This is a genomic window from Nitrospirillum guanabarense (assembly GCF_034653355.1).
Lineage (GTDB): Bacteria > Pseudomonadota > Alphaproteobacteria > Azospirillales > Azospirillaceae > Nitrospirillum.
The window spans coordinates 825,947-848,872 of sequence record NZ_JAYEER010000003.1; the positions used below are offsets into that span (position 1 = coordinate 825,947).

At 70.9% G+C, this 22,926-nt stretch carries 9 protein-coding genes; 5 read left to right on the top strand and 4 right to left on the bottom strand.

All coding sequences use genetic code 11. The features are described from left to right. Window positions 1-13 precede the first annotated feature (13 nt). The 4 genes from UAA55_RS13160 to UAA55_RS13175 all read left to right on the top strand — a co-directional run bounded on the left by UAA55_RS13160 (window position 14) and on the right by UAA55_RS13175 (window position 8,303). Window positions 14-2,179, top strand: coding sequence for a prolyl oligopeptidase family serine peptidase (locus tag UAA55_RS13160; protein ID WP_322953274.1), 2,166 nt, complete (start codon window positions 14-16; stop codon window positions 2,177-2,179). A 136-nt stretch (window positions 2,180-2,315) separates the two neighbouring features. After that, a complete protein-coding gene (locus UAA55_RS13165; protein WP_322953275.1) occupies window positions 2,316-6,581 on the top strand; it encodes a response regulator in 4,266 nt (1,421 codons plus the stop codon). 26 nt (window positions 6,582-6,607) lie between these two features. Next, a complete protein-coding gene (locus UAA55_RS13170; protein ID WP_322953276.1) occupies window positions 6,608-6,994 on the top strand; it encodes a response regulator in 387 nt (128 codons plus the stop codon). A gap of 76 nt (window positions 6,995-7,070) precedes the next feature. Further along, window positions 7,071-8,303 (top strand): tetratricopeptide repeat protein, encoded by a 1,233-nt coding sequence (locus tag UAA55_RS13175; protein WP_322953278.1) that lies wholly within the window; start codon window positions 7,071-7,073, stop codon window positions 8,301-8,303. 34 nt (window positions 8,304-8,337) lie between these two features. On the opposite strand, the gene pseC is transcribed toward UAA55_RS13175, so the two are convergent. Further along, window positions 8,338-9,597 carry a UDP-4-amino-4,6-dideoxy-N-acetyl-beta-L-altrosamine transaminase gene (gene pseC, locus UAA55_RS13180; RefSeq protein WP_322953280.1) on the bottom strand — a complete coding sequence of 420 codons (1,260 nt, stop codon included), beginning with the start codon at window positions 9,595-9,597 and terminating at the stop codon, window positions 8,338-8,340. Further along, the gene (gene pseB / locus UAA55_RS13185) at window positions 9,597-10,619 is read right to left on the bottom strand and encodes a UDP-N-acetylglucosamine 4,6-dehydratase (inverting) (protein WP_322953281.1); all 1,023 of its coding nucleotides are present in this window, start codon (window positions 10,617-10,619) and stop codon (window positions 9,597-9,599) included. Before pseB ends, pseC begins: the two co-directional genes overlap by 1 nt. A gap of 246 nt (window positions 10,620-10,865) precedes the next feature. Between pseB and UAA55_RS13190 the strand changes: the two genes are divergently transcribed. Then, complete coding sequence (locus UAA55_RS13190; RefSeq protein WP_322953282.1) at window positions 10,866-19,373, top strand: tetratricopeptide repeat protein; 8,508 nt, start codon at window positions 10,866-10,868, stop codon at window positions 19,371-19,373. A 7-nt stretch (window positions 19,374-19,380) separates the two neighbouring features. Here UAA55_RS13190 and UAA55_RS13195 read toward each other — a convergent pair whose 3' ends face one another. Both UAA55_RS13195 and UAA55_RS13200 read right to left on the bottom strand, forming a co-directional pair. Beyond that, window positions 19,381-20,508, bottom strand: coding sequence for a metallophosphoesterase family protein (locus tag UAA55_RS13195; RefSeq protein ID WP_322953283.1), 1,128 nt, complete (start codon window positions 20,506-20,508; stop codon window positions 19,381-19,383). 76 nt (window positions 20,509-20,584) lie between these two features. Then, window positions 20,585-22,885 (bottom strand): TonB-dependent receptor, encoded by a 2,301-nt coding sequence (locus UAA55_RS13200; protein ID WP_322953285.1) that lies wholly within the window; start codon window positions 22,883-22,885, stop codon window positions 20,585-20,587. Window positions 22,886-22,926: the final 41 nt, after the last annotated feature.

A 22,926-nucleotide genomic window follows, 5' to 3' on the forward strand; every position in this document is an offset into this window, starting at 1 on the left:
CTGTCGCGTCCCCATGCCGTCCCTTTCTTTCCGTGTCCTTCCGGCTCTGCTCTTGGCGCTGTCGCTGGCGGCGTGCGCCCAGAACCCTTCTATCGAGCAGGCGCCCCCGCTGTCGGGCCTGTCCTCCACCTACACCGACCCCTACGCCTGGCTGGAAAGCCCGGACTCGCCCGAGGCGTTGGCCTGGGTGGCGCGGCAGGACCAGCGCACACTGGCGGAACTGACGCGGGACGCGCCCCTGTCCGACTTCATCACCACGGCCACCCTGCTGGCGCATGAGGCGTCGGAAGAGGGCGGCGGCGGCGCGCTGCCGTCGGGCGGTGCGGTCGACGGCAAGGATCCGGCCGTCACCACCATCGACGGCGTGCGCCATGTCTATGCCGGCTCCAACTGTTATGGCACGGTCGACCCCGATGCGCCTCCCCCTGCCGCGGACGCCGATCCAGTGGTCTTGGGCCGCACCTGCCTGGTGTCGTTGTCGCGCACGGGCGAGGACGCGGTGGAGGTGCGCGAGTACGATCCCGTGGCCAAGGCCTATGTGCCCGGCGGCTTCCACCTGCCTTACGCCAAACAGACCGTGGTCTGGCTGGACCACGACACCCTGCTGGTCGCCCGGGGCTGGGACTTGGGGGACACGGCGCTGACCCGGTCCGGCTACCCCTACGTGGTCAAGGTGGTACGGCGCGGCCAACCACTGGACCAGGCGCATGAGATTTTCCGGGGCCGCGTCACCGACACGTCCGTCAGTCCCGCCGTTTTCCGCGACCGCCAGGGCCACCGCGCCATCGTGCTGGTGCGCCGTCCCAGCTATTTCACCACCGAACACTATCTGGTCGAAGGCCGCCACACCCTGAAGCTGGGCCTGCCGCCGCTGGCCGAACTGGCCGTGCTGGCCAACGGTCAGCTGGTGGTCAAGCTGGGTCAGGATTGGCAGACGGTCAGCGGCCGCACCTACCCCGCCGGGTCCTACGTCTCGGTGGATCTGGACGCCGCCCGCCATGATCCGGCCAAGCTGAAGGCGTCCCCCGTCTACCTGCCCGGCCCGCGCGAGGCCGTGACCAACCTGGTGAAGGCCAAGTCGCATCTGGTGGTCACCAGTGACGAGAACGTGCGCGGCCGCCTGACCGTGCTGACCCGGGCGGATGGCGCCTGGAAGACGGCCCGTGTCGACCTGCCCGACATGTCGGCCGTCAGCATCAAGTCCAGCAGCGAGGACAAGGACAAGGTCACCGTGACCGTGGCCGGTTTCCTGACGCCGCAGGCGGTATGGAGCGTGGACCTGGACAGTGGCGCCGCCAGCCTGGTCAAGGCCGGCACCCCTGGTTTCGACGCCAGCCCCTACACCGTGGACCAATGGGAGGCCCTCTCCACCGACGGCACCGCCATCCCCTACTTCATCGTCCACCGCAAGGACATGGCTCTCAGCGGCGACAACCCCACCCTGCTGACGGCTTACGGCGGTTTCAACCTGTCCCGCCTGCCCACATATTCCGCCACCATCGGCAAGCTGTGGCTGGATCGCGGCGGCGTCTATGTCGTCGCCAACATCCGGGGCGGCGGCGAGTTCGGTCCCGCTTGGCATGAGGCGGCGTTGAAGACCCACCGGCAGAAGTCCTTCGACGACTTCACCGCCGTGGCGCGGGACCTGATCCACCGCCAGGTGACCCGACCGGCGCGGCTGGGCATCAGCGGCGGGTCCAACGGCGGCCTGCTGATGGGTGTGGCGCTGACCCAGCATCCCGACCTGTGGGGGGCCGTCGCCATCAAGGTGCCGCTCCTGGACATGCTGCGCTATGAGGCCATCGCCGCCGGATCCTCCTGGGTGGCGGAATACGGCAGCGTCTCGGTGCCGGAAGAAAGGGCGTTCCTGGCCAGCATCTCCCCCTACCAGCGGCTGGACCCCACGCGCACCTACCCGGAAACCCTGATCATGACGGCCACCCACGACGACCGCGTGGGCCCCGGCCACGCCCGCAAGTTCGCCGCCCGGATGGAGGCGTTGGGCAAGCCCGTGCTGTTCTACGAGAGTGACGAGGGCGGGCACGGCACGCGCGGCCTGGACGATGCCGCCCGCGCCCGGGGTCCCGCCCTGGAATTGGCCTATTTCGCCTCGCGCCTCATGCCGCGGCGCGCCGATCGTCCCGTCGGCGGCCAGGTGGTGGCGGGGGCCGCCAATTAAGAATCACATCCAATAACGCCATCTGCGTGGCTTCTCCGTCCGCGTCCTGGACGGACGCGCCATCCGGATGCGACAAAGGTGCCCTGGCATGTCATCGGCCGGGGCCCCCATGCCCCGGCCCGGCGGGGGGTTTGGGATGGCCTTGGGCTTGCGGCGGCGCCTGTTGCTGCTGCTGATCGGCACGACCGTGCCTTTCTTTCTGTTGCTGCTGGGCGAAAGCCGGGCCCGGCGGAACGAGGCCGTCGCCGCCGTCCAGGCCCAGGCCGTGGAACTGGCCCGCATGGCGGCGGACGACCAGGAACGCCTGTTGGACCAGGTGCGGCGTCTCAGCCGGGGGTTCGCCCAGCATTCCGCCCTGTTGCCGACGGACCAATGCGTCGATGACGCCCGCATCCTGAAGGCGTCCCAGCCCTGGGTTTCCAACATCCATGTGGTTCTGCCCGACGGCTCGGTCATCTGCTCGTCGGCGGATCAGCCTTGGTCCAACTACAGTGACCGCGAGTACGTGCGACAGGCGTTCGAGACAGGCCAGGCCAGTATCAGCGACTATGTGTTCGGGCGGCCCAGCAACCGTGTGATCCTGGGCACCGCCCAGCCGGTGTACCGGCCGGGCGCGCCGGCGGGCGCGGGCAAACCGGACGCCTTGGTGCTGGCCGGCCTCAGCATGGATTGGATCGAGAAGACGGGCGCCCGGTTCAGCCATGACGGGTCCCTGTTCCTGTTGCTGGACCGTACCGGCACGGTACTGGCCCGCCTGCCGGAACAGCGGGACCTGGTGGGCCGCAATTTCAAGGACCATCCCTTCATCCAGGCGGTGCTGAACGGGACGGCGGATCGGGGCGAATTCATCACCCTGGACGGGGTGGACCGGCTGGTGGGCATGGCGGCACTGCCCGGCAGCGGCGCACACGTGGTGGTGGGGGTGGATCGCGCCATCGTCCTGGCGCCCATCCTGGCCGACCAGCGGCGCACCCTGGTCTTCGGCGGGGTGGCGGCCCTTTGCGCCCTGCTTCTGGGCTGGGTGGGGGTGGAGGCGACGGTGCTGCGTGGTGTGTTGTCCCTGCGCCACGCCGTCGCGCGCCTGGCGGCGGGCGACCGGGGGGTGCGCGCCGCCATCGCCCCCGGCACGGCGGAGTTCGCGGAACTGGCCCGCTCCTTCAACGACATGGCGGCGGCGCTGGACCGGCACGAGCGTGAGATCGCCCAGCGCGAGGCCCAGTTCCGCGACCTGACGGAGGTGTCCAGCGACTGGTTCTGGGAAACCGATCCGGAGGGGCGCTTCACCCAGATGTCCAAGGGCGTGGGCAGCCTGGGCATTCCCGCGGGTCATTTCCTGGGCCGCACCCACCGCGATTTCGCCGTCAACCCCGACAGCCCGGAATTCCAGGCCTATGAGGAACTGCTGGCGGCGCGGCAACCCTTCCGCAACATGACCTACAGCCTGTATGGCGAGGATGGGGTGCTGCGCCATGTGGTGGTCAGCGGCAAGCCCATCTTCGATGAGGCCGGGGTGTTCCGGGGCTTCCGTGGCTCGGGGCGCGACCGCACCCACCAGGTGGCGGCGGAGGAACGCTTGCGCCTGCTGCAATCGGTGGCGGTGCATGCCACCGACGGCATCCTGATCACCGAGGCCGACGCCCTGGACGAGCCCGGCCCCCGTATCATCTTCGTGAACGAGGCCTTCACCACCGTCACCGGTTATCCGTGGGATGAGGCCGTGGGCCGTTCCCCCCGTTTCCTGCAGGGGCCGCTGACCGACAGGACGGCGCTGGATCGTATCCGCCAGGCGCTGGCGGCGGGGGAACCCGTGCGCCAGCGCCTGTTGAACTACACCCGCGATCGCCGGCCCTTCTGGGTGGATCTGGCCATCTTCCCGGCCCGCGTGGGCAGCCGGGTCACCCATTATGTCGCCCTGCTGCGGGACGTGTCGGACCAGGTGGCGGCGACCCTGCACCTGAACGCCCAGGTGACGGAGCTGGAGGCCGCGCGCGCCACCCTGCAGGCGCAGCGCACCCTGCTGGACAACGTGCTGAACGCCTCGCTGGACGGCGTCTTCGCCTATGAAACCATCCGGGACGAAAACTTCGACGTCAGCGACTTCCGCTTCGAGCTGGTCAACGTCACCGCCGAGAAGATGGCCGGCCGCTTCGCTCACGACCTGGTGGGCCGCGGCCTGAGGGAGCTGTTCCCTGACCTCGCGGCCGACGGGCTGTTCGACCGCTATGTCGAGGTGGTGGACACCGGCCGCGCCGCCACCTTCGAATATCATCGGGACGCGGATGACCGCTGGTTCCGCATCACCGCCGTGCCGTGGGGACGCGGCCTGGTGGTCACGCTGTCGGACGTGACGCGGGAAAAGAAGCGCGAGGGCGACCTGGCGGCCCTGGCCGATGATCTGGCTGGCGCCAAGCAGGCGGCGGAGGCGGCCAACCGCGCCAAATCCGACTTCCTGGCCAATATGAGCCACGAAATCCGCACGCCCATGAACGGCATCATGGGCATGACCCAGATCCTGCTGGGCACCACGCTGGCGACCGAGCAGCGCGCCTACGCCGAGGCCATCCACGACAGCGCCCAGGCCTTGCTGAACATCATCAACAACATCCTGGACATCTCCAAGCTGGAGGCCGGCAAGGTCGAACTGGAGATGGTGGACTTCGTCCTGGATGAGGTGGTGGAGGGCGTGGTGGCCCTGCTGTCGCCGCAGGCGCGGGAAAAGGGCCTGGATTTGGCCGCCACCGTGGCGCCGGAGGTGGTCGGCGCCTATCGCGGCGACCCCACCCGCCTGCGCCAGGTGCTGCTGAACCTGATGGGCAACGCCGTGAAGTTCACGGCCGAGGGCCGCGTCAACCTGGCGGTCACGGCCGCTTCCGGGAAAGGCGAAGACGCGGCCGACGGCCGCCGCCGTCTGCGCTTCGTCGTCAGCGACACGGGCGTGGGTATGGACGCGGACCAGCAGGGCCGCCTGTTCCAGAAGTTCACACAGGCCGACAATTCCATCAACCGGCGCTACGGCGGCACAGGCCTGGGCCTGGTCATCTCGCGTGAGCTGGTGCGCCTGATGGGCGGCGGCATCACGCTGGACAGCACGCCGGGTGCCGGGTCCACCTTCACCTTCACCATCCCGATGAAGCCATCCAGCGTCCGTGTGGCCCGCCGCGCCGCCGCCGTTGCGGCGCTGAGCGGCCTGCGCGTCCTGGCGGTGGGGACGGGTGGCTCGCTCAAGGCGCTGGAGCGTCTGGATCTCATGGTGACCGTCGTGCCGGACGCGGACGCCGCCGTGGCCGAGGTGGCGGCGGACGAGGCCTGGGCCTTCGACATCGTGGTCATCGCCGACGCCCCGCCAGGCACGGATGGGCCCGCCCTCGCCGCCCGGCTGCGGACGCTGACCCGCGCCGCGGCTGCCAAGATGGTGGTGTCGACCGACCGGCCGCAGGTGGTGGAGGCCGACGCGGCGGTGGATGGCGTGCTGGTTCGGCCGGTGCGGGCCCCCGCCCTGCGCACCCTGCTGCTGCGCCTGTTCGGCGGCGAGGAGGCGGGCGGATCGGAGGCTGATGGCCCGCTGACCGGCGACCTGGGCGCGCGCGGGCTGGGCCGCCGCCTGCTGCTGGTGGACGATAACATGGTCAACCGCTCCGTCGCGCGCATCATGCTGGAACGCGACGGCTACACCGTCGACATGGCGGAAGATGGGCAGGCGGCCGTGGCCGCCTGCCGCGCCACGGCCTACGACTTGGTGCTGATGGACGTCCAGATGCCGGTGATGGACGGGGTGGCCGCCACGCAGGTCTTGCGGCGTGAGCTGGGCCTGCGCCACCTGCCCATCCTGGCCATGACCGCCAACGCCATGGTGGGCATGCGTGAGGAGTACCTGGCCGCCGGCATGGACGACTACGTCTCCAAGCCCTTCGACCAGCAGCAATTCCTGGACACGGTGGCACGCTGGGTGGCCAGCGGCGCCGACCATGCCGCGGATCCGGTCACCGATCCGGAAGGGACGTCGCCGGCGGACCCGGTGGTGGACGACGACGCCAGCCTGGGGCGGCTGGACCCCGCCGTGCTGGCCGGATTGCAGGCCATCGTGCCGCCGGCCGACTTCCACGTCCTGGTGGGAAATTTCGTTGAGCACGGCCTGGCCCGGGTGCGGCGCATCCAGTCCTTGGTGGAGGCGTCGGACCTGGCGCCCTTGCGGGCGGAGGCGCACGACCTGATCTCCACCGCCGGCAATGTCGGCCTGGTGGGCTTGCAGGCGCTGGGACGCCAGATGCACGATGCCTGCGCCGACGGGGACATGGACACCGTGCGCGCCCTGGCCGCCCGTATCGGCCGTGTCGGCCCCGGTGCCTGGACGGCGCTGGGCGAACGGTTTATCGATAGGGCGGTGGAGGCGGCCGGCGACTAGCCCGGCAGGATGTCGGCGGAAGAAGCATGAGCAAGGGCGCGATCGTGTTCGCGGAGGATGAACCCGGGCTGCGGGCCCTGATCGGAGCCCTGCTGAAGGCCGGCGGCTACACGCCGGTGCCCGTGTCCGACGGGGCCCAATGCCTGCGGATGTTGAGCCAGGTGCAACCGCGCGCCCTGCTGCTGGACATCACCATGCCCACGCTGGACGGTTTGCAGACGCTGAAAGCCGTGCGGGGCAGCCACGCCCTGTCCATGGTGCCCGTCATCATGGTCACCAGCCACGCCGAGGCCGAGGTGCTGCAGGAGGCGCTGCGCAACGGGGCCGCCGGCGTCATCCTGAAACCCTTCAAGGCCGAGGAATTCATCCCCCGCATGGAACGCTGCATCGCCCAGGCGCGCGGGCGGCGATAGGCTGTGGCTTGGGGGCCGTGGATTGGTACAGTGTCGCCGATGCGTCGGCGATGGATGAAGGCAGGAGATGAGCGTGATGGCAGGGGCACAGGCGACAACCGCGTTGGATGAGGCGGCGATCGGCCGCTGGCGGGACCGCATACGCCAGACCACCTTCGCCAACTATCATTTCGAGATGGGCATCGCCCTGCTGATGGGCGGCGACGCCCAGGCGGCCCACGGCGCCCTGCAGCGGGCCGCGGAAATCCAGCCGGATCTGGCCATCCTCTACCCCTTGCTGGTGCTGGCGGAGGAACGCCTGGGCCAGGCCGAGGCCGCGCGGCAGCGGCAGGCCGATCTGCAAGCCCGCGCCCCGGCCCTATGGCTGGACGGCTGCGCCAACCTGTCCGCCCGCCTGCTGAAGGACGGCAAGGCGGACGGTGTGGACTGGGCCCGCCGCTTCGTGGATCTGGCGCCGGCCACCGACATCCGCGTGCCGGCCCTGGCCGGCCTGGCCGCCCATGTCGAGGGGCGCGTCGCCGACGCGCTGGCCGCCTGGGCGCATACCCTGACGGTGACCAACGACATCCCGGCCAGTTCGGCCGACGAACTGGCAAGCGCCCTGGCCGACATATCCAACACCCTCTTCGCCCAGTGGCAGGACGATCAGGTGCGGCGGACGGAACTGGCGCTGGCGGCGGCGCGCGTCGCCAGCCGGCTGGTGCCGACCCGCCAGGACTTGCGCTTCCAGATCATCCGCTGCCTGGTGCGGCTGGTGCGTCCGCAGGAGGCGGCGCCCGAGATCGAGGGCTATGTCGCCCTGGTGGGCGCGGGGGCTGCGGACGACAAGAACCTGCTGCTGCAGTGGGGCATGCGCGACCTGGAGGCCGGCGACTTGGCGGCGGCGGAAGGGCATTTCAGCCGCTGCGCCCAGGTCGACACCGGCTGGGCCTTGCCGGAAAGCCATCGCGCCCTGGTGGCGTTGCGCCGGGGCGACACGACCCAGGCGGCGGCGCACGCCCAGGCGGGCTGCGCGCGCGAACCACGCAACTATTTCGCCAATCAGTGCCGCGGCCTGGTCGAGTTCGAGACGGGAGCTCTGACCCAAGCCGTCGCCAGCCTGAAGCAGGCCAGCGCCCAGGCGCCCAACCAGCCGCTGGCCAAGCTGCTGCTGGCCATGGTGCTGGATGGGGCGGGGCAGGGGACCGAGGCTTTGGGCGCCTACCGCGAGGCCGACGCGGAAGGGGGGCCGCTGATGTACCGCCAGCTGGCCCTCTATCCGCCAGCCTACCAGGACCGCTTGGCCAAGCTGGCGCAAAAGGCGGTCTGAAGAACGGGGACCGTGGGTGGAGGCGGTGTGGGGCTCACGCCCCGGCCACCCGTTCCAGCGCGGCCACCACGCGGTCGACATCGCCGTCCGTCATGGCGGGGAACAGGGGCAGGGACAGGCAGGCCCCGTACCAGCCGTCGGCACCCGGCAGGTCCAGACGGCCATAGCGGGCGCGGTAATAGGGCTGGTGGTGCACCGGGATGTAATGCACCTGGCTGCCCACCCCCTGGACCCGCAGTTCCGCCATGACGGCGGCGCGGTCCTTGCCCAGGGTGGCGAAGTCGATCAGCACCACGTAAAGATGCCAGGCGGGCGCGCCTCCGCTACGTCCGGCATGCCGGACGAGGGGGGCCAGGCCCGCCAGGCGCTCGTCATAGCGCGCCACCATCTCCGCCCGGCGGCGCGCGAAGCGGTCCAGTTTGCCCAACTGGCTCAGGCCCAGGGCGGCGTGGATGTCGGTCAGGCGGTAGTTATACCCGGGGGCCGGCATCTCGTAATACCACGGGTTGGCGCCGCCGGCGGCGCCGAAGGCCGCCTCCTTGTCCTGGAAGGCCGCCGCATCGCGCACCATGCCGTGGCTGACGTCGCGTCGCAGGCTGCGCGCCAGGGCGTCGTCATTGGTGGTGATCATGCCGCCCTCGCCGGCGGCGATGGTCTTCACCGGATGGAAGGAGAAGCAGGCCATGGCCGACCGGTCGCAGGCGCCGATGGCCACGGTGTCCCCATCCCCGTTGGCCCCACCCCCGTTGACCCTGGCCCGGCCGGCGCGGCGGCTGCCCACGGCGTGGCAGGCGTCCTCGATGATCGCCAGGCCGCGCGCCTCGGCCAGGTCGGCCAGGGCGTCCATGTCCGCCGCCTGGCCCGCGAAGTGCACCGGCGCCAGGGCGCGTACCCGCCAGCCGGCGGCCTCGGCCCGGGCGATGGCGGCCTCGGCCGCCGCCCGGCCCATCAGGCCGGTTTCGGGATCGACGTCGGCGAAGGCCACCTCCGCCCCGCAATAGCGGGCGGCGTTGGCGGTGGCCAGGAAGGTGACGCTGGGCACCACCACGGCGTCGCCGGGTCCCAGGTTCAGCGCCATGCAGGCCAGGTGCAACGCGGCGGTGCCGTTGGCGCAGGCGATGGCGTGGCGGGCGCCGACGGTTTCGGCGAAGGCCCGCTCGAAACGGGTGACGGTGGGCCCCTGCGTCAGCCAGTCGCCACGCAGCACGGCCGTGACGGCGGCGATGTCATCCTCATCGATGGCCTGCCGGCCGTAAGGCAGATAGGGCGCGGAATGCGGAGGGTCACCAGCCATCACGGCCTCTGCAGCAGCACGGCCAGGCGTTCAGGGGTCAGCCAGTCGGTATTGCTGTCGCTGCGGTAGCTGAAGCCGTCGGGCACCGCCTTGGCCCCCAGCTTGACATAGGCCTGCCGCGTCCACCAGTTGAAGGCCGGCTCGATGACGTAGCGGTCCTCCATCTCGAAGGTCTGGCGGCTGTCGTCCTCGGTGATCATCACCTCGTGCAGCTTCTCGCCAGGGCGGATGCCGATGACCTTGTGCGGCAGGTCCGGCGCCATGCAGCGGGCCAGGTCCCCCACCCGCATGCTGGGGATTTTGGGCACGTAGATCTCACCGCCCTGCATCAGGCCGAAGCAGGACGCCACGAACTCCACCCCATGCTGCAGGGTGATCCAGAAGCGCGTCATGCGCTCATCCGTGATGGGCAGTTCCGCGGCGCCCTCGGCGATCAGCCGGCGGAACAGGGGGATGACGCTGCCGCGCGACCCGACGACGTTGCCATAGCGCACCACGGCGAAGCGGGTGCCCACCGACCCCGACAGGTTGTTGGACGCGACGAAGATCTTGTCGGAGGCCAGCTTGCTGGCGCCATACAGGTTGATGGGGCTGGCGGCCTTGTCGGTGGACAGCGCGATGACCTTGCGCACCCCGGCGGCCAGGGCCGCGTGCACCACGTTCTCCGCCCCATAGACGTTGGTGCGGATGCATTCGATGGGGTTGTATTCCGCCGTCGGCACGTGCTTCAGGGCGGCGGCGTGGATGCAGTACTCGACCTCCCTCATGGCCATTTCCAGACGGGACCTGTCGCGCACGTCGCCGATGAAGAATCGCAGCACACCCTCATGGGCCACGCCCAGCTGCTGCTGCATCTCATACTGTTTGAACTCATCGCGGGAGAAGATGATGATCCGGCGCGGCTTGGCGTGTTCCAGCAGATAGCGCACGAACTGGCGGCCGAAGGACCCGGTGCCGCCGGTGATCAGGATGGATGCGCCGTTGAAATCGGCCAGGGCCGATTTAAGGAACTTCGACGTCATGTCTGCCCCCGCCGCCGGTGGAACCGTCCCCCCGGCCTCAAAGATCACGGAGATCGCCCGGAGAGGACGGTCGCCGGATGGTCCGGGGAGTATAGCGCCAACACCGTCGCAAGTATCAACAATCTGTGTGGTTTATGTAATCGCCACACAACTGCTATCCTAAGGGGGTGGTTACACACAGGGCCCCGTTTTGGTGTCGGCGGGGCGGTGGTTCAACCTCCGAACAATGTTCCAGACAGGTGATGAATGGTCCATGGCGGCGCCGGCAGGGGTGCGAAGGGCGGTCAGGCCACGGGCCTGCTGGCCCAGGCCATGGACCGGCACCGCGCGGGCGACCTGGTGGGGGCCGAGGCGCTGTACCGCCGTGTCCTGGCGCTGGATCCGGCGCAGCCCGACGCGCTGAACCTGTGCGGCGTGGCCTGCCACCAACAGGGGCGGTCGGACGAGGGGCGGGCCCTCGCGGAACGCGCCCTGGCCGTACGGCCCGATGACCAGGGCACGCTGGAAAACCTGGCGCTGATGATGGTGGAACAGGGGGACGCGGCGGCCGTGCCCCTGCTGCTGCGGACCCTGCGGCTGTTCCCCCGCTCCGTCTCCGCCTGGATGTCGCTGGGCCTGGCCTATGTCCAGCAGAAGGATTATCCGGCCGCCATGGCCGCCTACCACAGCCTGCTGGACGTCGCCCCCACCCATGTCTCCGCCCTGCTGAACCTGAGCGACCTGATGCGCCAGCTCTATGATGGCGAGGGGGCGGAGATCATGGCCCGGCGCCTGCTGGCGCTGGAGCCGGCGAACGCCGCGGGCCACATGGCCTTGGCCAACGCGCTTCAGGTGCTGGGCGACCTTCCTGGGGCGGACGCCGCCTTCACCCGGGCGCTGGCCTTCGATCCCGACGATCCGGCGCCACGCTACAACCGGTCCTACGTGCGGTTGGCCCTAGGTCGCCTGCCGGAGGGCTGGGCTGACTACGCCAGTCGTTTCGCTGTCGGAAATATCAAGCCTTGGCGTTATCCTGACCGTCCCTTCTGGACAGGTGATCCGTTGGGCGGGCGCCGCCTCATGCTGTGGCGGGAACAGGGGCTGGGTGACGAGTTCTTGTTCTCCCCCTTCTACGTCCCGGCCCTTCGCGCCGCCCTGGGGGCTTCCGCAGGCGCCTCGGGAGGCAGCGTCGTCATTCTGACCGAGCCCCGGCTGGTCGACCTCATGTCCCGCCATCTGCGCCGGGAGGTGCCTGACCTGGCCGGCCGGGTGGAACTGCGGCCCGAACCGCTGGCGGGCGACGATTTCGACGTGCACCTGCCCGCCGGCAGCCTGCCGGCCCTGTTCGGCGCCAGCCTGCGGGCCTACGCCGGACGGGAAGGCGGCTGGCTGGCGGCCGATCCGCAAGCCGTGGCGCACTGGCGTCAGCGCCTGGCCGCCCTGGGGCCGGGGCTGAAGATCGGCATGTGCTGGACCTCCGGCATCAAGGCGCCGCATCGCGACCCCAACTATCTGGGACTGACGCGGTGGGCGCCGCTGCTGACACTGCCCGGCATCACCTGGGTGGATCTGCAATACAGCGACGTCACGGCGGAACGGCGGGCGGCGGCGGCGGAGGGGCTTCCCCTGCCGCACCGTTTCGCCGATCTGGACCAGCGCAATGATATCGAGGGCGTCGCCGCCCTCATCTCCGCCTTGGACATGGTCATCACCGCCCCCACCTCGGTGGGTGAACTGGCGGGAGCCTTGGGCGCACCCGTCTGGCGCATGGAACTGCCGGGCGACTGGTCCATGCTGGGGACCAGGGTGCGGCCCTGGTATCCGGCCATGCGCGTCTTTCCGGCCGCGACCGTGGCGGACGCCTTGGACCAAGTGTGCGACGCCCTGACCGCGCTATCTAGTTTCGACATCGAAATAAATAGGAACGTGCCGGGCGCGCCCCGCCCGCCCGCCTTGACGACCCTGGCCCAGGCTTACGACCTGCTGACCGGCGGCCGCGCGGTGGAGGCGGTGTCCGCCCTGGACGCGCTGATAGAATGGGGCAAGCTGGCGCCGGCCGCCCGGGGGCAGGCGCTGCACCTGCTGGGCCTGGCGCGCTTCCAGGTGGGGGACGCCGCCGGGGCGGTCCCCGCCATCGACCAGGCCCTGGCGCTGCTGCCGCCGGACCAGACGGCCATGCCGGCCAACAATTTGGGCAACATCCTGCGCCAGCTGGGCCGTCTGGCGGAGGCGGAGGCCGCCTACCGCCGCGCCCTGGCCCAGGATCCGGCCCTGGCGGCGGCGGCTTCCAACCTGGGCGCGCTGCTGCGTGACCGGGGCGATCTGGCGGGGGCCGAGGCGGCGTTGCTCCACGCCCTGCGATTGGCGCCCGACCGGGCGGAGACGCTGGTCAACCTGGCGGGCACGATGACCGCCCTGGGCGTCCCCTGGCAAGCGGAGAGCCTGGCCCGCCGGGCGGTGGCCCTGGCGCCGGAGATGGCCCACGCGCACGGCAACCTGGGCACGGCCCTGGTGGCGCAGGGTCGCCTGGCGGACGGGGCGCGCCATCTGGCCGCGGCCGAGGCGCTGGACCCCGGCCAGCCGCTGATCCAGTTCAACCTGGGCCTGGCCCGCCTGGCCCAAGGGGACCTGGCGGCGGGCTGGCGCGGCTATGCCCACCGCGATCTGGGGGGGGCCACGGCGGCCCCCCTGCCGGCCCCACCCTGGCGGGGGCAGGATTTCGCGGGGCGCACCCTGTTGGTGCGGCGCGAGCAGGGGCTGGGGGATGAGCTGCTGTTCGCCAGCCTTTACCCCGGCTTGGCGGAAAAGGTGGGCCAGCTGGTCATCGATTGCGATCCGCGGCTGGGCGCGCTGTTCGCCCGCGCCTTCCCCAGCGCCGTGATCGCACCGGCTGGCCGCACCCTGGAAGGCCAGGAGGCGCCGGCGGTCGACGCCGCCCTGTCGGCGGGTGATCTGCCGGCCCTGCTGCGGCCGGACCTCGCCCGTTTCGCCACCGGCCCGTCGGCCTACCTGACGGCCGATCCAGCCCTCGCGGCCTTATGGGCGGACCGCCTGGCGGCGCTGGGCCCGGGTCTCAAGGTGGGCCTGTGCTGGCGCAGCGGCCTGCGGACGGAGGAACGCGGCCGGCTGCTGTACCCGCAGCTGGACGAGTGGGATCCGCTGCTGCGGCTGCCGGGCGTGCGCTTCGTCACCCTGCAGTATGACGGGACGGCGGCCGAACCTGAGATGGCGGCGGCGGAGGCGCGCTTGGGCATCCGCATCCACCGCTGGCCCGACCTGGATTTGCGCGATGACCTGGATGGCGTCGCGGCCCTGATCAGCGGCCTGGATCTGGTGGTGACGGCCGGCACCGCCGTGTCGGAACTGGCCGGTGCCTTGGGCGTTCCTTGCTGGCGCTTGGGCGCCACCTTTGAATGGTCCCGGCTGGGTACTGGCGCGCGCCCCTGGTTCCCGGCGCAACAGTCCTTCTTCCCGCCGGAAGGGGAGGTCATCGGCGTGGTGCTGCCGCACCTGGCCTGGCGGCTGGCCAGCCTGACGCAGCCAGCCACGGCCGATGTTCCGGCGCCGGTACCCCCGGCGCCGTCGCCGGACACGCTGTATGCCGACGGCTTGGCGGCGCGCGACGCCGGCCAGGTGGACGTGGCCGTGGACCGGCTGGGCCGGGCGGCGGACGGGGGCCACGCCGGCGCCCTGGCGGCGCTGGCCGGCCTGCTGCGACGGGAGGAACGCTGGGCGGCGGCGGCGGATCGTTATCGCCAGCTGCTGGGCCTGCGCGCCGACAATCCTGAGGCCCTGTCCGGCCTGGGCCTGGCCCTGCAGGGCTTGGGCCGGGGGGCCGACGCCCTGCGCTGCCACGACCGGGCCGTGCAGCTGGCGCCGGACCGGGCCGCCCTGCACGCCAACCGCGGCCTGACGCTGACCGCGCTGGGCGATGACGAGGGGGCGGCCGAGGCCCAGCGCCGGGCGACAGAGGCCGACCCGGGCTGGGTGGGCGGCTGGGTCAACCTCGGCGTCGCCCTGACCAAGCTGAACCAGGCGGACGCGGCGCTCGAGGCCTTCCACCAGGCGTTGGGGATCGAGCCGGAATCGGCGGCGGCGCTGAGCGGCCTGGCCAACCTGCGCCTGCTGCTGGGCCATCCGGGGACCGCCGTCGCCCATCTGCGCGCCGTGCTGGCGCAGCAGCCCGACAATGCCGACGTCCATCTCAACCTGGGCCGCGCCCTGTTCGATCTCCGCCTGGTGGACGAGGCCCGCGATCACTACCGCCGCGCGCTGGCGCTGCGGCCCGGCTGGGCGAAGGCCCGGGTGAACCTGTCCATGCTGGCGCTGGAGCTGGGTGATCTGGAGGACGGCTGGCGCGATTATCCCGCCCGTTTCGCGGTGCCGGACAGCACGGCCCGCGGTGATCTGGTGCTGCCGGCCTGGACCGGGGGCGATGTGCGGGGCCGTGCCCTGCTGGTATGGGGCGAACAGGGCCTGGGCGACGAAATCCTGTTCGCCAGCTGCCTGCCCGATCTGCTGCGCTGGCTGGGCGCCCGGGGCTGCCGCCGTCTGGTGGTGGAGGTGGATGCCCGGTTGGCCGGCTTGTTGTCCCGCGCGTTGGATCCGCAGGTGCCGCCGGGCTTGGACCTGTCGGTGCGCGGCCGCACCGACACGCCGCGCGATGCAGACATGCATGTGCCCCTGGGCGGGTTGCCGGCCCTGTTGCGCCGCTCACACGGGGATTTCCCGGCGGATCCTGCGCCCTGGGTACGGCCCGATCCGGCCCGGGCGGCCCTGTGGCGCGGGCGCCTGGCCGCCCTGGGGCCCGGCCTCAAGGTCGGCTTGTGCTGGCGCAGCGGCCTGCGCAGCCTGGAGCGGCAAAACCTGTACCTGACCCTGATGCAGATGGTGCCGCTGCTGACCGTGCCGGACGTCCATTTTGTGGTGCTGCAATACGACGCCCGCGCCGGCGACGCCGGGGCGGAGATGGCCGAGGTCGCCGCCGCCACCGGTGTGACCCTGCATCTATGGGACGACCTGGACCTGCGCGAGGACCAGGAAGGGGTCGCGGCGCTGATGGCGGGACTGGATCTGGTGGTGTCCGCCGGCACGGCGGTGGGGGAGCTGTCGGCGGCCCTGGGGGTGCCCACCTGGCGGTTCCAGCACATGCCGGCCTGGGCGGACCTGGGCACAGCCGTGCGGCCCTGGTTCCCGGCGCAGCGTCAGTGGTTTTCCGGCTGGGGGGCGCCGGACGTGGTGGTGCCGGCCATGCGCGAAGCGCTGCTGCGCATGAGGGCCGAGGCGCCGCTTCCTTCCGCACAGGCCGTGGCCACGGTGGAGGCTGGCATGGCCGCCCACCGCGCCGGCGACCTCACGGGGGCGGAGGTGGCCTACCGGTCGGTGCTGGCGCGATCACCGGGGGATGTCGACGCGCTGCACCTGCTGGGCGTGGTGCTGATGCAGGATGGCCGCGCGGAAGAGGGTGCCGGCCTGCTGCGCCGCGCGGTGGCTGCGGACCCGGCCTTCGCCCAGGCGCACAACAGTCTGGGCGGCGCCCTGCGCGCCACCGGCGATCTGCCTGGCGCCCTGGCGGCCTTCACCCGCGCCACCGACTTGGCGCCGGACTATGCCGAGGCCTGGGGCAACCTGGCCGGGGTCCATGTCGAGCTGCGCGCCTGGGACGCGGCGCTGGCGGCCGCGGGCCGCGCCTTGGCGCTGCGCCCGGACTATGCCAAGGCGCTGGTGGAGCAGGCGCGCGCCCTGGCTGGCCTGCGGCGCACCGCCCAGGGCCTGGCCGCCGCCCGGGCCGCCGTGGCGGCGGAGGAGACGCCCTACACCCTGACCAATCTGGGCCTGGCCCTGGGCTCGGAGGAGATGTGGGGCCTGGCGCGGGGTTGCCATGACCAGGCCCTGGCCCTGGACCCCACCTATGTCGAGGCCGCCAACAACCTGGCCCTGACCTGGCTGGGCGAGCGGGGGCCCACGCGGGACGCCGTCCGCCAGACCCAGGCCCACGCCCGGGCGGGGTTCCGGCGGGCGCTGGCCCTGCGGCCGGATTTCCCACCCGCGCGCTACAACCTGGCTGTCCTGGACTTGGCGGAGGGGCGCCTGGCGGACGGCTGGGCCGGCTACCAGGCCCGCTTTGACGCCGGCCAGGCCCTGCCGGACCGCCGCTTTCCCCGGCCCCGCTGGCGGGGCGACGCTCTGGGCCGCCGCCGCCTGCTGGTCTGGCGGGAACAGGGCCTGGGAGATGAGCTGCTGTTCGCCAGCCTGTACCGCGACCTCATCGCCGCCCATCCCGAGGCCAGCTTCGTCGTGGAATGCGATGCCCGGCTGGCCGGCTATTTCACCCGCGCGTTCGCGACCCCGGGGCAGGACAGGGTCACGGTGGCGGCGGACCTTATCACCGCCGATGCCGCCGGCGCCGACCTGCATATCCCCGCCGGCGGTCTGCCGCAATTGCTGCGTGGCGACTTGGCCGCCTTCACCGGCCAAGCCTACCTGGCCCCCGATCCGGCGCTCCTGACAGCCTGGCGGACGCGGGTGGCGGCCCTGGGGCCGGGCCTGCGCGTGGGCCTGTGCTGGCAAAGCATGGTGCGTGACCTGGACCGCGACAGCGCCTACACCCGCCTGGCCGACTGGGCCCCTCTGCTGCGTCTGCCGGACGTCGTCCCGGTGATGCTGCAATATGGTGAGGTCGAGGAGGAGGTGAGCGCGGTTGAGGCCGCCCTGGGTGTCACCCTGCACCGCTGGGCCGACACCGACCTGCGCCTGGATCTGGAGGCGGCGGGCGCCCTGACCGCCTGCCTGGATCTGGTGATCACCGCCCCCACCTCCGTCGGGGAACTGGCGGGCGCCCTGGGCGTGCCGGTGTGGCGGGTGGGGACGCGCATGGACTGGTCCATGCTCGGCACCGCCGTGCGGCCCTGGTTCGCCGCCATGACGGTGGTGCCTGCCCCGGCCGATGGCCGCGCCGCCGACGTGGTGGCGCCGGTGGTGGCCGCGGTGGACCGCCTGCGCCAAGCGCCCCTGTTGGATCCGCCGCCCGCGCCGGCGGGCGGGGATCCCCTGGCTGAGGCGGCGGCACTCCACCAGGCGGGCGACGCGGCCGGCGCCCTGCCCCTGTATCGCGCGGTGCTGGACCGTCAGCCGGACCAGCCGGTGGCCCTGCATCTCATGGGGCTGGCCCTGGCGCAACTGGGCCGGGCGGAGGCGGGCCTGCCCTTCCTGCGCCGGGCGGTGGAACTGGCGCCCGGCTACGCCGCCGCCCAGTCCAACCTGGGCAACGTGCTGCAGTCCCTGGGGCGTCCCGCGGAGGCCGAGGACCACTATCGCCAGGCGCTGGTCGCCGAACCGGATCGACCGGACGTGCTGACCAACCTGGGCAACGCCCTGCTAGCCCAGGGGCGCGCGGCGGAGGCGGTGGCCTGCCAGGAACGGGCCCTGGTCCAGGCTCCGGACCTGGCGGCGGCCGCGTCCAACCTGGGCACGGCCCTGCTGGCCCTGGACCGGCCGGCGGCGGCCATCGACGCCTTCCGCCGGGCGCTGGGCGGGGCCTTGTTGCCGCAGGAGGTGCCGGACACCCAGGATCCCGTGGTCATCGATGCCCTCTGTGGCCTGGGCGAGGCGCTGCGGCGCGACGGTAACATCTTCGCCGGGCCGCCCTGGCTGGAGCGTGCCGTGGCCCTGGCGCCGAACCAGGCGACGGCCTGGAACAACCGGGGCCGCTGCCTGAACGACGCCGGCCGTTACGCCGCCGCCGGCGACAGCTACGCCCACGCCATCGAACTGGACCCCACCCTGGCCACGGCGCGCTTCAACCGGGGTCTGGTCGACCTGCAACTGGGCGCTTTGGACCGGGGCTGGCAGGGCTATGCCTGGCGCTTCGCGGCCGAGGACAAGGGCACGGCGCCCCGTTTCGACCGCCCGGCCTGGCGTGGCGAAAGCCTGGTCGGCCGCAGCTTGCGGGTGTGGCATGAACAGGGTCTGGGGGACGAGCTGCTGTTCGCCAGCCTCTATCCCGCCTTGGCCGCCCGGGCGGGGATCCAAGGGGCTACGGCCGTGTTGGTGGAGTGCGACCCGCGGCTGGCCGGGCTGCTGGCCCGCAGCTTTCCCACCCTGCGTTTCCTGCCCCGGCCGCGCCGGCGGGAGGCGGACGCGCTGGAGCCGGCGGGCGCTGACTTCGTGGTGGCCGCGGGCGACCTGGCGGCTCATCTGACGCCGACGCTGGCGGATTTCGCCCGGGATGGGGCGGCGGGCTATCTTGTCCCCGATCCCGAGCGGGTGTCCCGCTGGCGGGGCCGGCTGACCGCCCTGGCGCCGGGGCCGGCCTTGGTGGTGGGCATCGCCTGGCGCTCCGGCCAGCTCAGCACCGAACGCTCGCGGGCCTATTCCACGCTGGCCCAGTGGCGACCCATCCTGTCGCTGCCGGGCGTGACGGCGGTCAGCCTGCACTACCAGCCGGCGGTGGAGGAGATCGCGGCGCTGAAGCGCGACCATGGCCTGGCGGTTCACCGCTTCGCCGACGCCGACCTGCGCGACGACCTGGAAACGGCGGCGGCCATGACGGCGGCCTGCGACCTGGTGATCGGCGCCGCCACCGCGGTGGGGGAGATGGCCGGGGCGGTGGGCACCCCGTGCTGGCGCTTCGCGTCACGCGATTGGACGACGCTGGGCACGCCCGTGCGGCCCTGGTTCCCGTCGCACCGGCTGTTCGCGCTGGAAAAATACCGGTTGGAACCCGAGCTGGCGCTGGAGGCCATGGCCATCCAGCTCCAGCGGTTGTTGGCGTAGGAAGGGTTCAGCGCCCGGCCGGAATGTCCCATTCCTGCAGGGTGCGGCTGGGGGCGTCGCCGTCGTCGAAGCCGTGGATGGCGACATGGGTGCGGCCGCTGCGATAGGCCCAGACCTCCGCCCAGGCGTACAGGCGGTCCACCTCCTGCGTGCCGCCGGCCTTGACCGCCGCCAGGGGCGACCCGCCGGACCCTATGATGACCTGCCAGGCCCGCCCGCCCTGGTCCTTGGTCGGCTGCCAGGCGTGGAAGATGTGCTCATGCCCGCAGAAATACGTGGCGTGGTGGCGCTCCACGATCCGCCAGAAAGCGTCGCGCAGGGTCTCGCCGCCCGTCTCCAGGCCGGTTTCCTTCTCGACCTTGCCCACCTTTTCCTTCGGAACGGGGAAGTCGTAAGTGTAGGCCATCTTGTGGCCGAAGACGTAGATGTGGGTGGTGCCGCGCGCCTCGGCCGCCGTCAGGTCGGCCTCCAGCCAAGCGACGGGCGCCGTGCCGTCGGCGCCGCTGGGGTCGGTGTTGATGACGGCGATGTGCACCGAACCGGTGTCGAAGCTGTAGGTCAGCTGGCGCTGGTCGCTGGTGATGCGGTCGGTGCCGATGGCCGGCGTGTTGTCCACCGACCAGTGGGTGACGGGTATGCCCGTCAGGCGCTGCCACAGGGGTGCGTCCAGCACCAGGTCGCCCATGTTGGCCCGCCACGCGTCCTCGTTGGCGGTATTGGCCAGCTTCAGTGTCTTGCCGTTGGGCTGCTTGACCTTGCTTTCCGTCTCATGGTTGCCGGCCACGGGCAGGACGTAGGTCCCGGTTTCCATCAGGGGCGCCATCATGCCGCGCCAATAGGCGTATTCGCGGTCCAGCAGCGGCCGGTCCGGGGTATAGCCCATGACCATGTCGCCCAGGAAGACGAGGGCCTGGGCGTGGGCCGCCTGCACCTCGCGGCTGATGCGGGCCAACTGCCGCGTCGCCTGCAGGAAGGGGGCGTCGTGCGCCGTCAGGCGCGGGTCCTCCGCGTCCTGGCGGCTGTCACCCACGGTGGCGAAATGGAAGACCACCGGGTCGTCGGCCGGGGCCGCGACGGTGGGGGTGGCGCACAGGCAGGCACCGGCGAACGCCAGCAGGCGGACGGGGCGGGTCATGGGCGGATATCCTGGAAAGGGGAAGGGGCGGCGTCGATGACCGCCCCCGAACGGGATGGCTTGGGCGGCGCCCGGCTCAGTACTTGACCTGGATGGTGCCCTGGATCTGGCGCCCGGCCTGGAAGGTGTAGAGGCCGCCGCCGTAGGTGGTGATGGCCCGGTCGTTGGCCAGGTTGAAGGCCGCCAGCTTCAGCCGCACCATGCCGAAATCGTAGGAGATCGAGGCATCGGTGGTGGTGTACTCGGGAATCTCCCGCGCCTGGCCCGGCGCCAGGAAGGTGCCGTCGGCGGTGGTGGCGGCGGTGTTGCCGTTATAGGCCACCACCTGGCGGCCCACCTGCTTGCGGCTCAGCGTCATCTGCCAGGGGCCTTGGTTGAACAGCACGCCGATGGCGTCCGTCCACTTCGGCACCTTGGTCAGACCCTGGCGCGCCGTCAGATCCTTGGCGGCGTTGATCGAGCCGTTGACGAAGAAGGTCACGCCGTTGTCGAAGCTGTAGGCCGCTTGGCCTTCGACGCCGCTGTACCGGGCGTTGCCGGCGTTGACGTAGAACTGGCCCGTGGGGTCGGCCACCGACAGGTTGCTGACATCGATGCGGTAGATGTCGGCGTCGACCGTGACGTTGTCGCGGCTCCACACCGCGCCCAGCTGGTAGTTGGTGGTCTCCTGCGGCTTCAGGGCGTTCAGGTCCAGGTCGTTGACGTACAGCGTGGACAGGGACGGGATCAGGAAGCCGGTGGCGTACTGGGCGTACACCGCCACCTCGGGCGTGATCTTGTAGTTGGCCGTCAGGAACTTCAGCGTCTTGTCATAGACGTTGTCGCCGTGCAGCGGCCCTCGGGTGAAGTTGGCGACGCCGCTGTTCTCCATGGCGGCGTCCACGGTGCGGTCGAAGTTCACGTACTTGACGCCCGGCGTGATGGTCAGGCGGTCGATGGGGTGCAGCTCGAAATCGGCGAACAGCTGGTATTGGAACCAGGAACTGTCCTCCAGCGTCTTGACGTTGGAAACGTTGGACACCACCGGCTTGGTCAGGCTGGAATACTTCAGGTCGTCGATGCCCCGGGTTAGGTCCTGCAGCAGGTTATGCCGGTCGGTGCTGGAGGTTTCCACCAGGCCGCCCACCTTCAGGGTGCCGAAGGACCAGTCCTTGTTGCCGCGCAGGATGTCACCGAAGACGCGGTAGCGATTGCCCTTGCTGTAGCCGCCGATGTCGGTCTTGGGCAGGGTCTTGTTGCCGGGGGTGGAGGTGTTGGCGGCGCCCACCAGGCCCGTGACGTCGTTCACCGACTCCGTCTGGTTGGAATAGAAATTGGTGTAGGCGTCATTGTCGACACTGAAGCCGTCGCCCAGGTCGCCCTTGACGTTGATGTAGTCGAAGTCGCTGGATTTACGCTGCTGGTTGTATTTGTAGTAATGCTCGTCCTTTGGGTTGTCGTTCAGGGCGAAGTCCTTGCCGTAGGCCACGACCTGGGCCCAGGTTTCGCCGGGGCCGGCGTCGGACTGGTAGAAGTGGGTGCGGTTGTGGGTGGCGAACAGCGTCGCTTGCCACGTCTCGCTGATCGGCACCTGGATCTTGATCAGCTGGTTTTGCGCCTCGCCGCCGGAAAAGCTCAGTTCGCCGTCCGACTGCCGCTCATCGAAGTTCAGCAGGATCTTGGCGCCGCCCAGCTCATCCAGCTTGCCGGTCTGGATGGTGGAAACGAAGTTCTGGGTGTTGAACGAGCCGAAGGTGATCTTCTGCGACAGGCCGAACTTGTCGTCCACGGTGGGCGAGAAATAGTGGATGGCGCCGCCGAAGTTGGCCTGGCCCAGGTCGCCCGCGGCGCCCGGGCCGCGATCCACCACGGCCGACCCGATGGTGGACGCGGGGAAGTACGAGGCCGGGTGGTGCGTCGGGTCGTTGGTGTCGCCGAAGGCCATGCCGTCATAGGTGATGTTGAACTGGCCATCGGCGAAGCCGCGCAGGGTGACCTTGTTGGTCTCGCCCACGCCGCCGCCGTTCGCGGCGATGCCGCCGATGCTGGGGGCGATCAGGACGGTGGTGGTGAAATCGCCGGTCTCGGGCGTCGCCTGCTCGATATAGCGGCGGCTGATGAAGGATTTCGGCTGGTTCTGATCCAGCGACGCCTTCACGGGCGCCTCGGCGGCGGCGCGGTTGCGCTCCGCCTCGATCAGGATGGTGTCCACGTCCACGCCTTCCGACCCGGTGCCGGCGGTGGAGCGGCTGGCACTCCCGCCGGTGTCCCCATTGGCGTCAGTGGCGGCATCAGCGGGCGCCGCCCAGGCGCCGCCGGACCAGGCCATGCCGATGGCGCTGCCAGCCAGTAAAGCGGCGCGAAGGAAACAGCGGCTGCTTCTTGTTTTGTTGAACATTTTTCGGCTCCCCCATGAAAACGTGGCGCTTCACTAGGTTT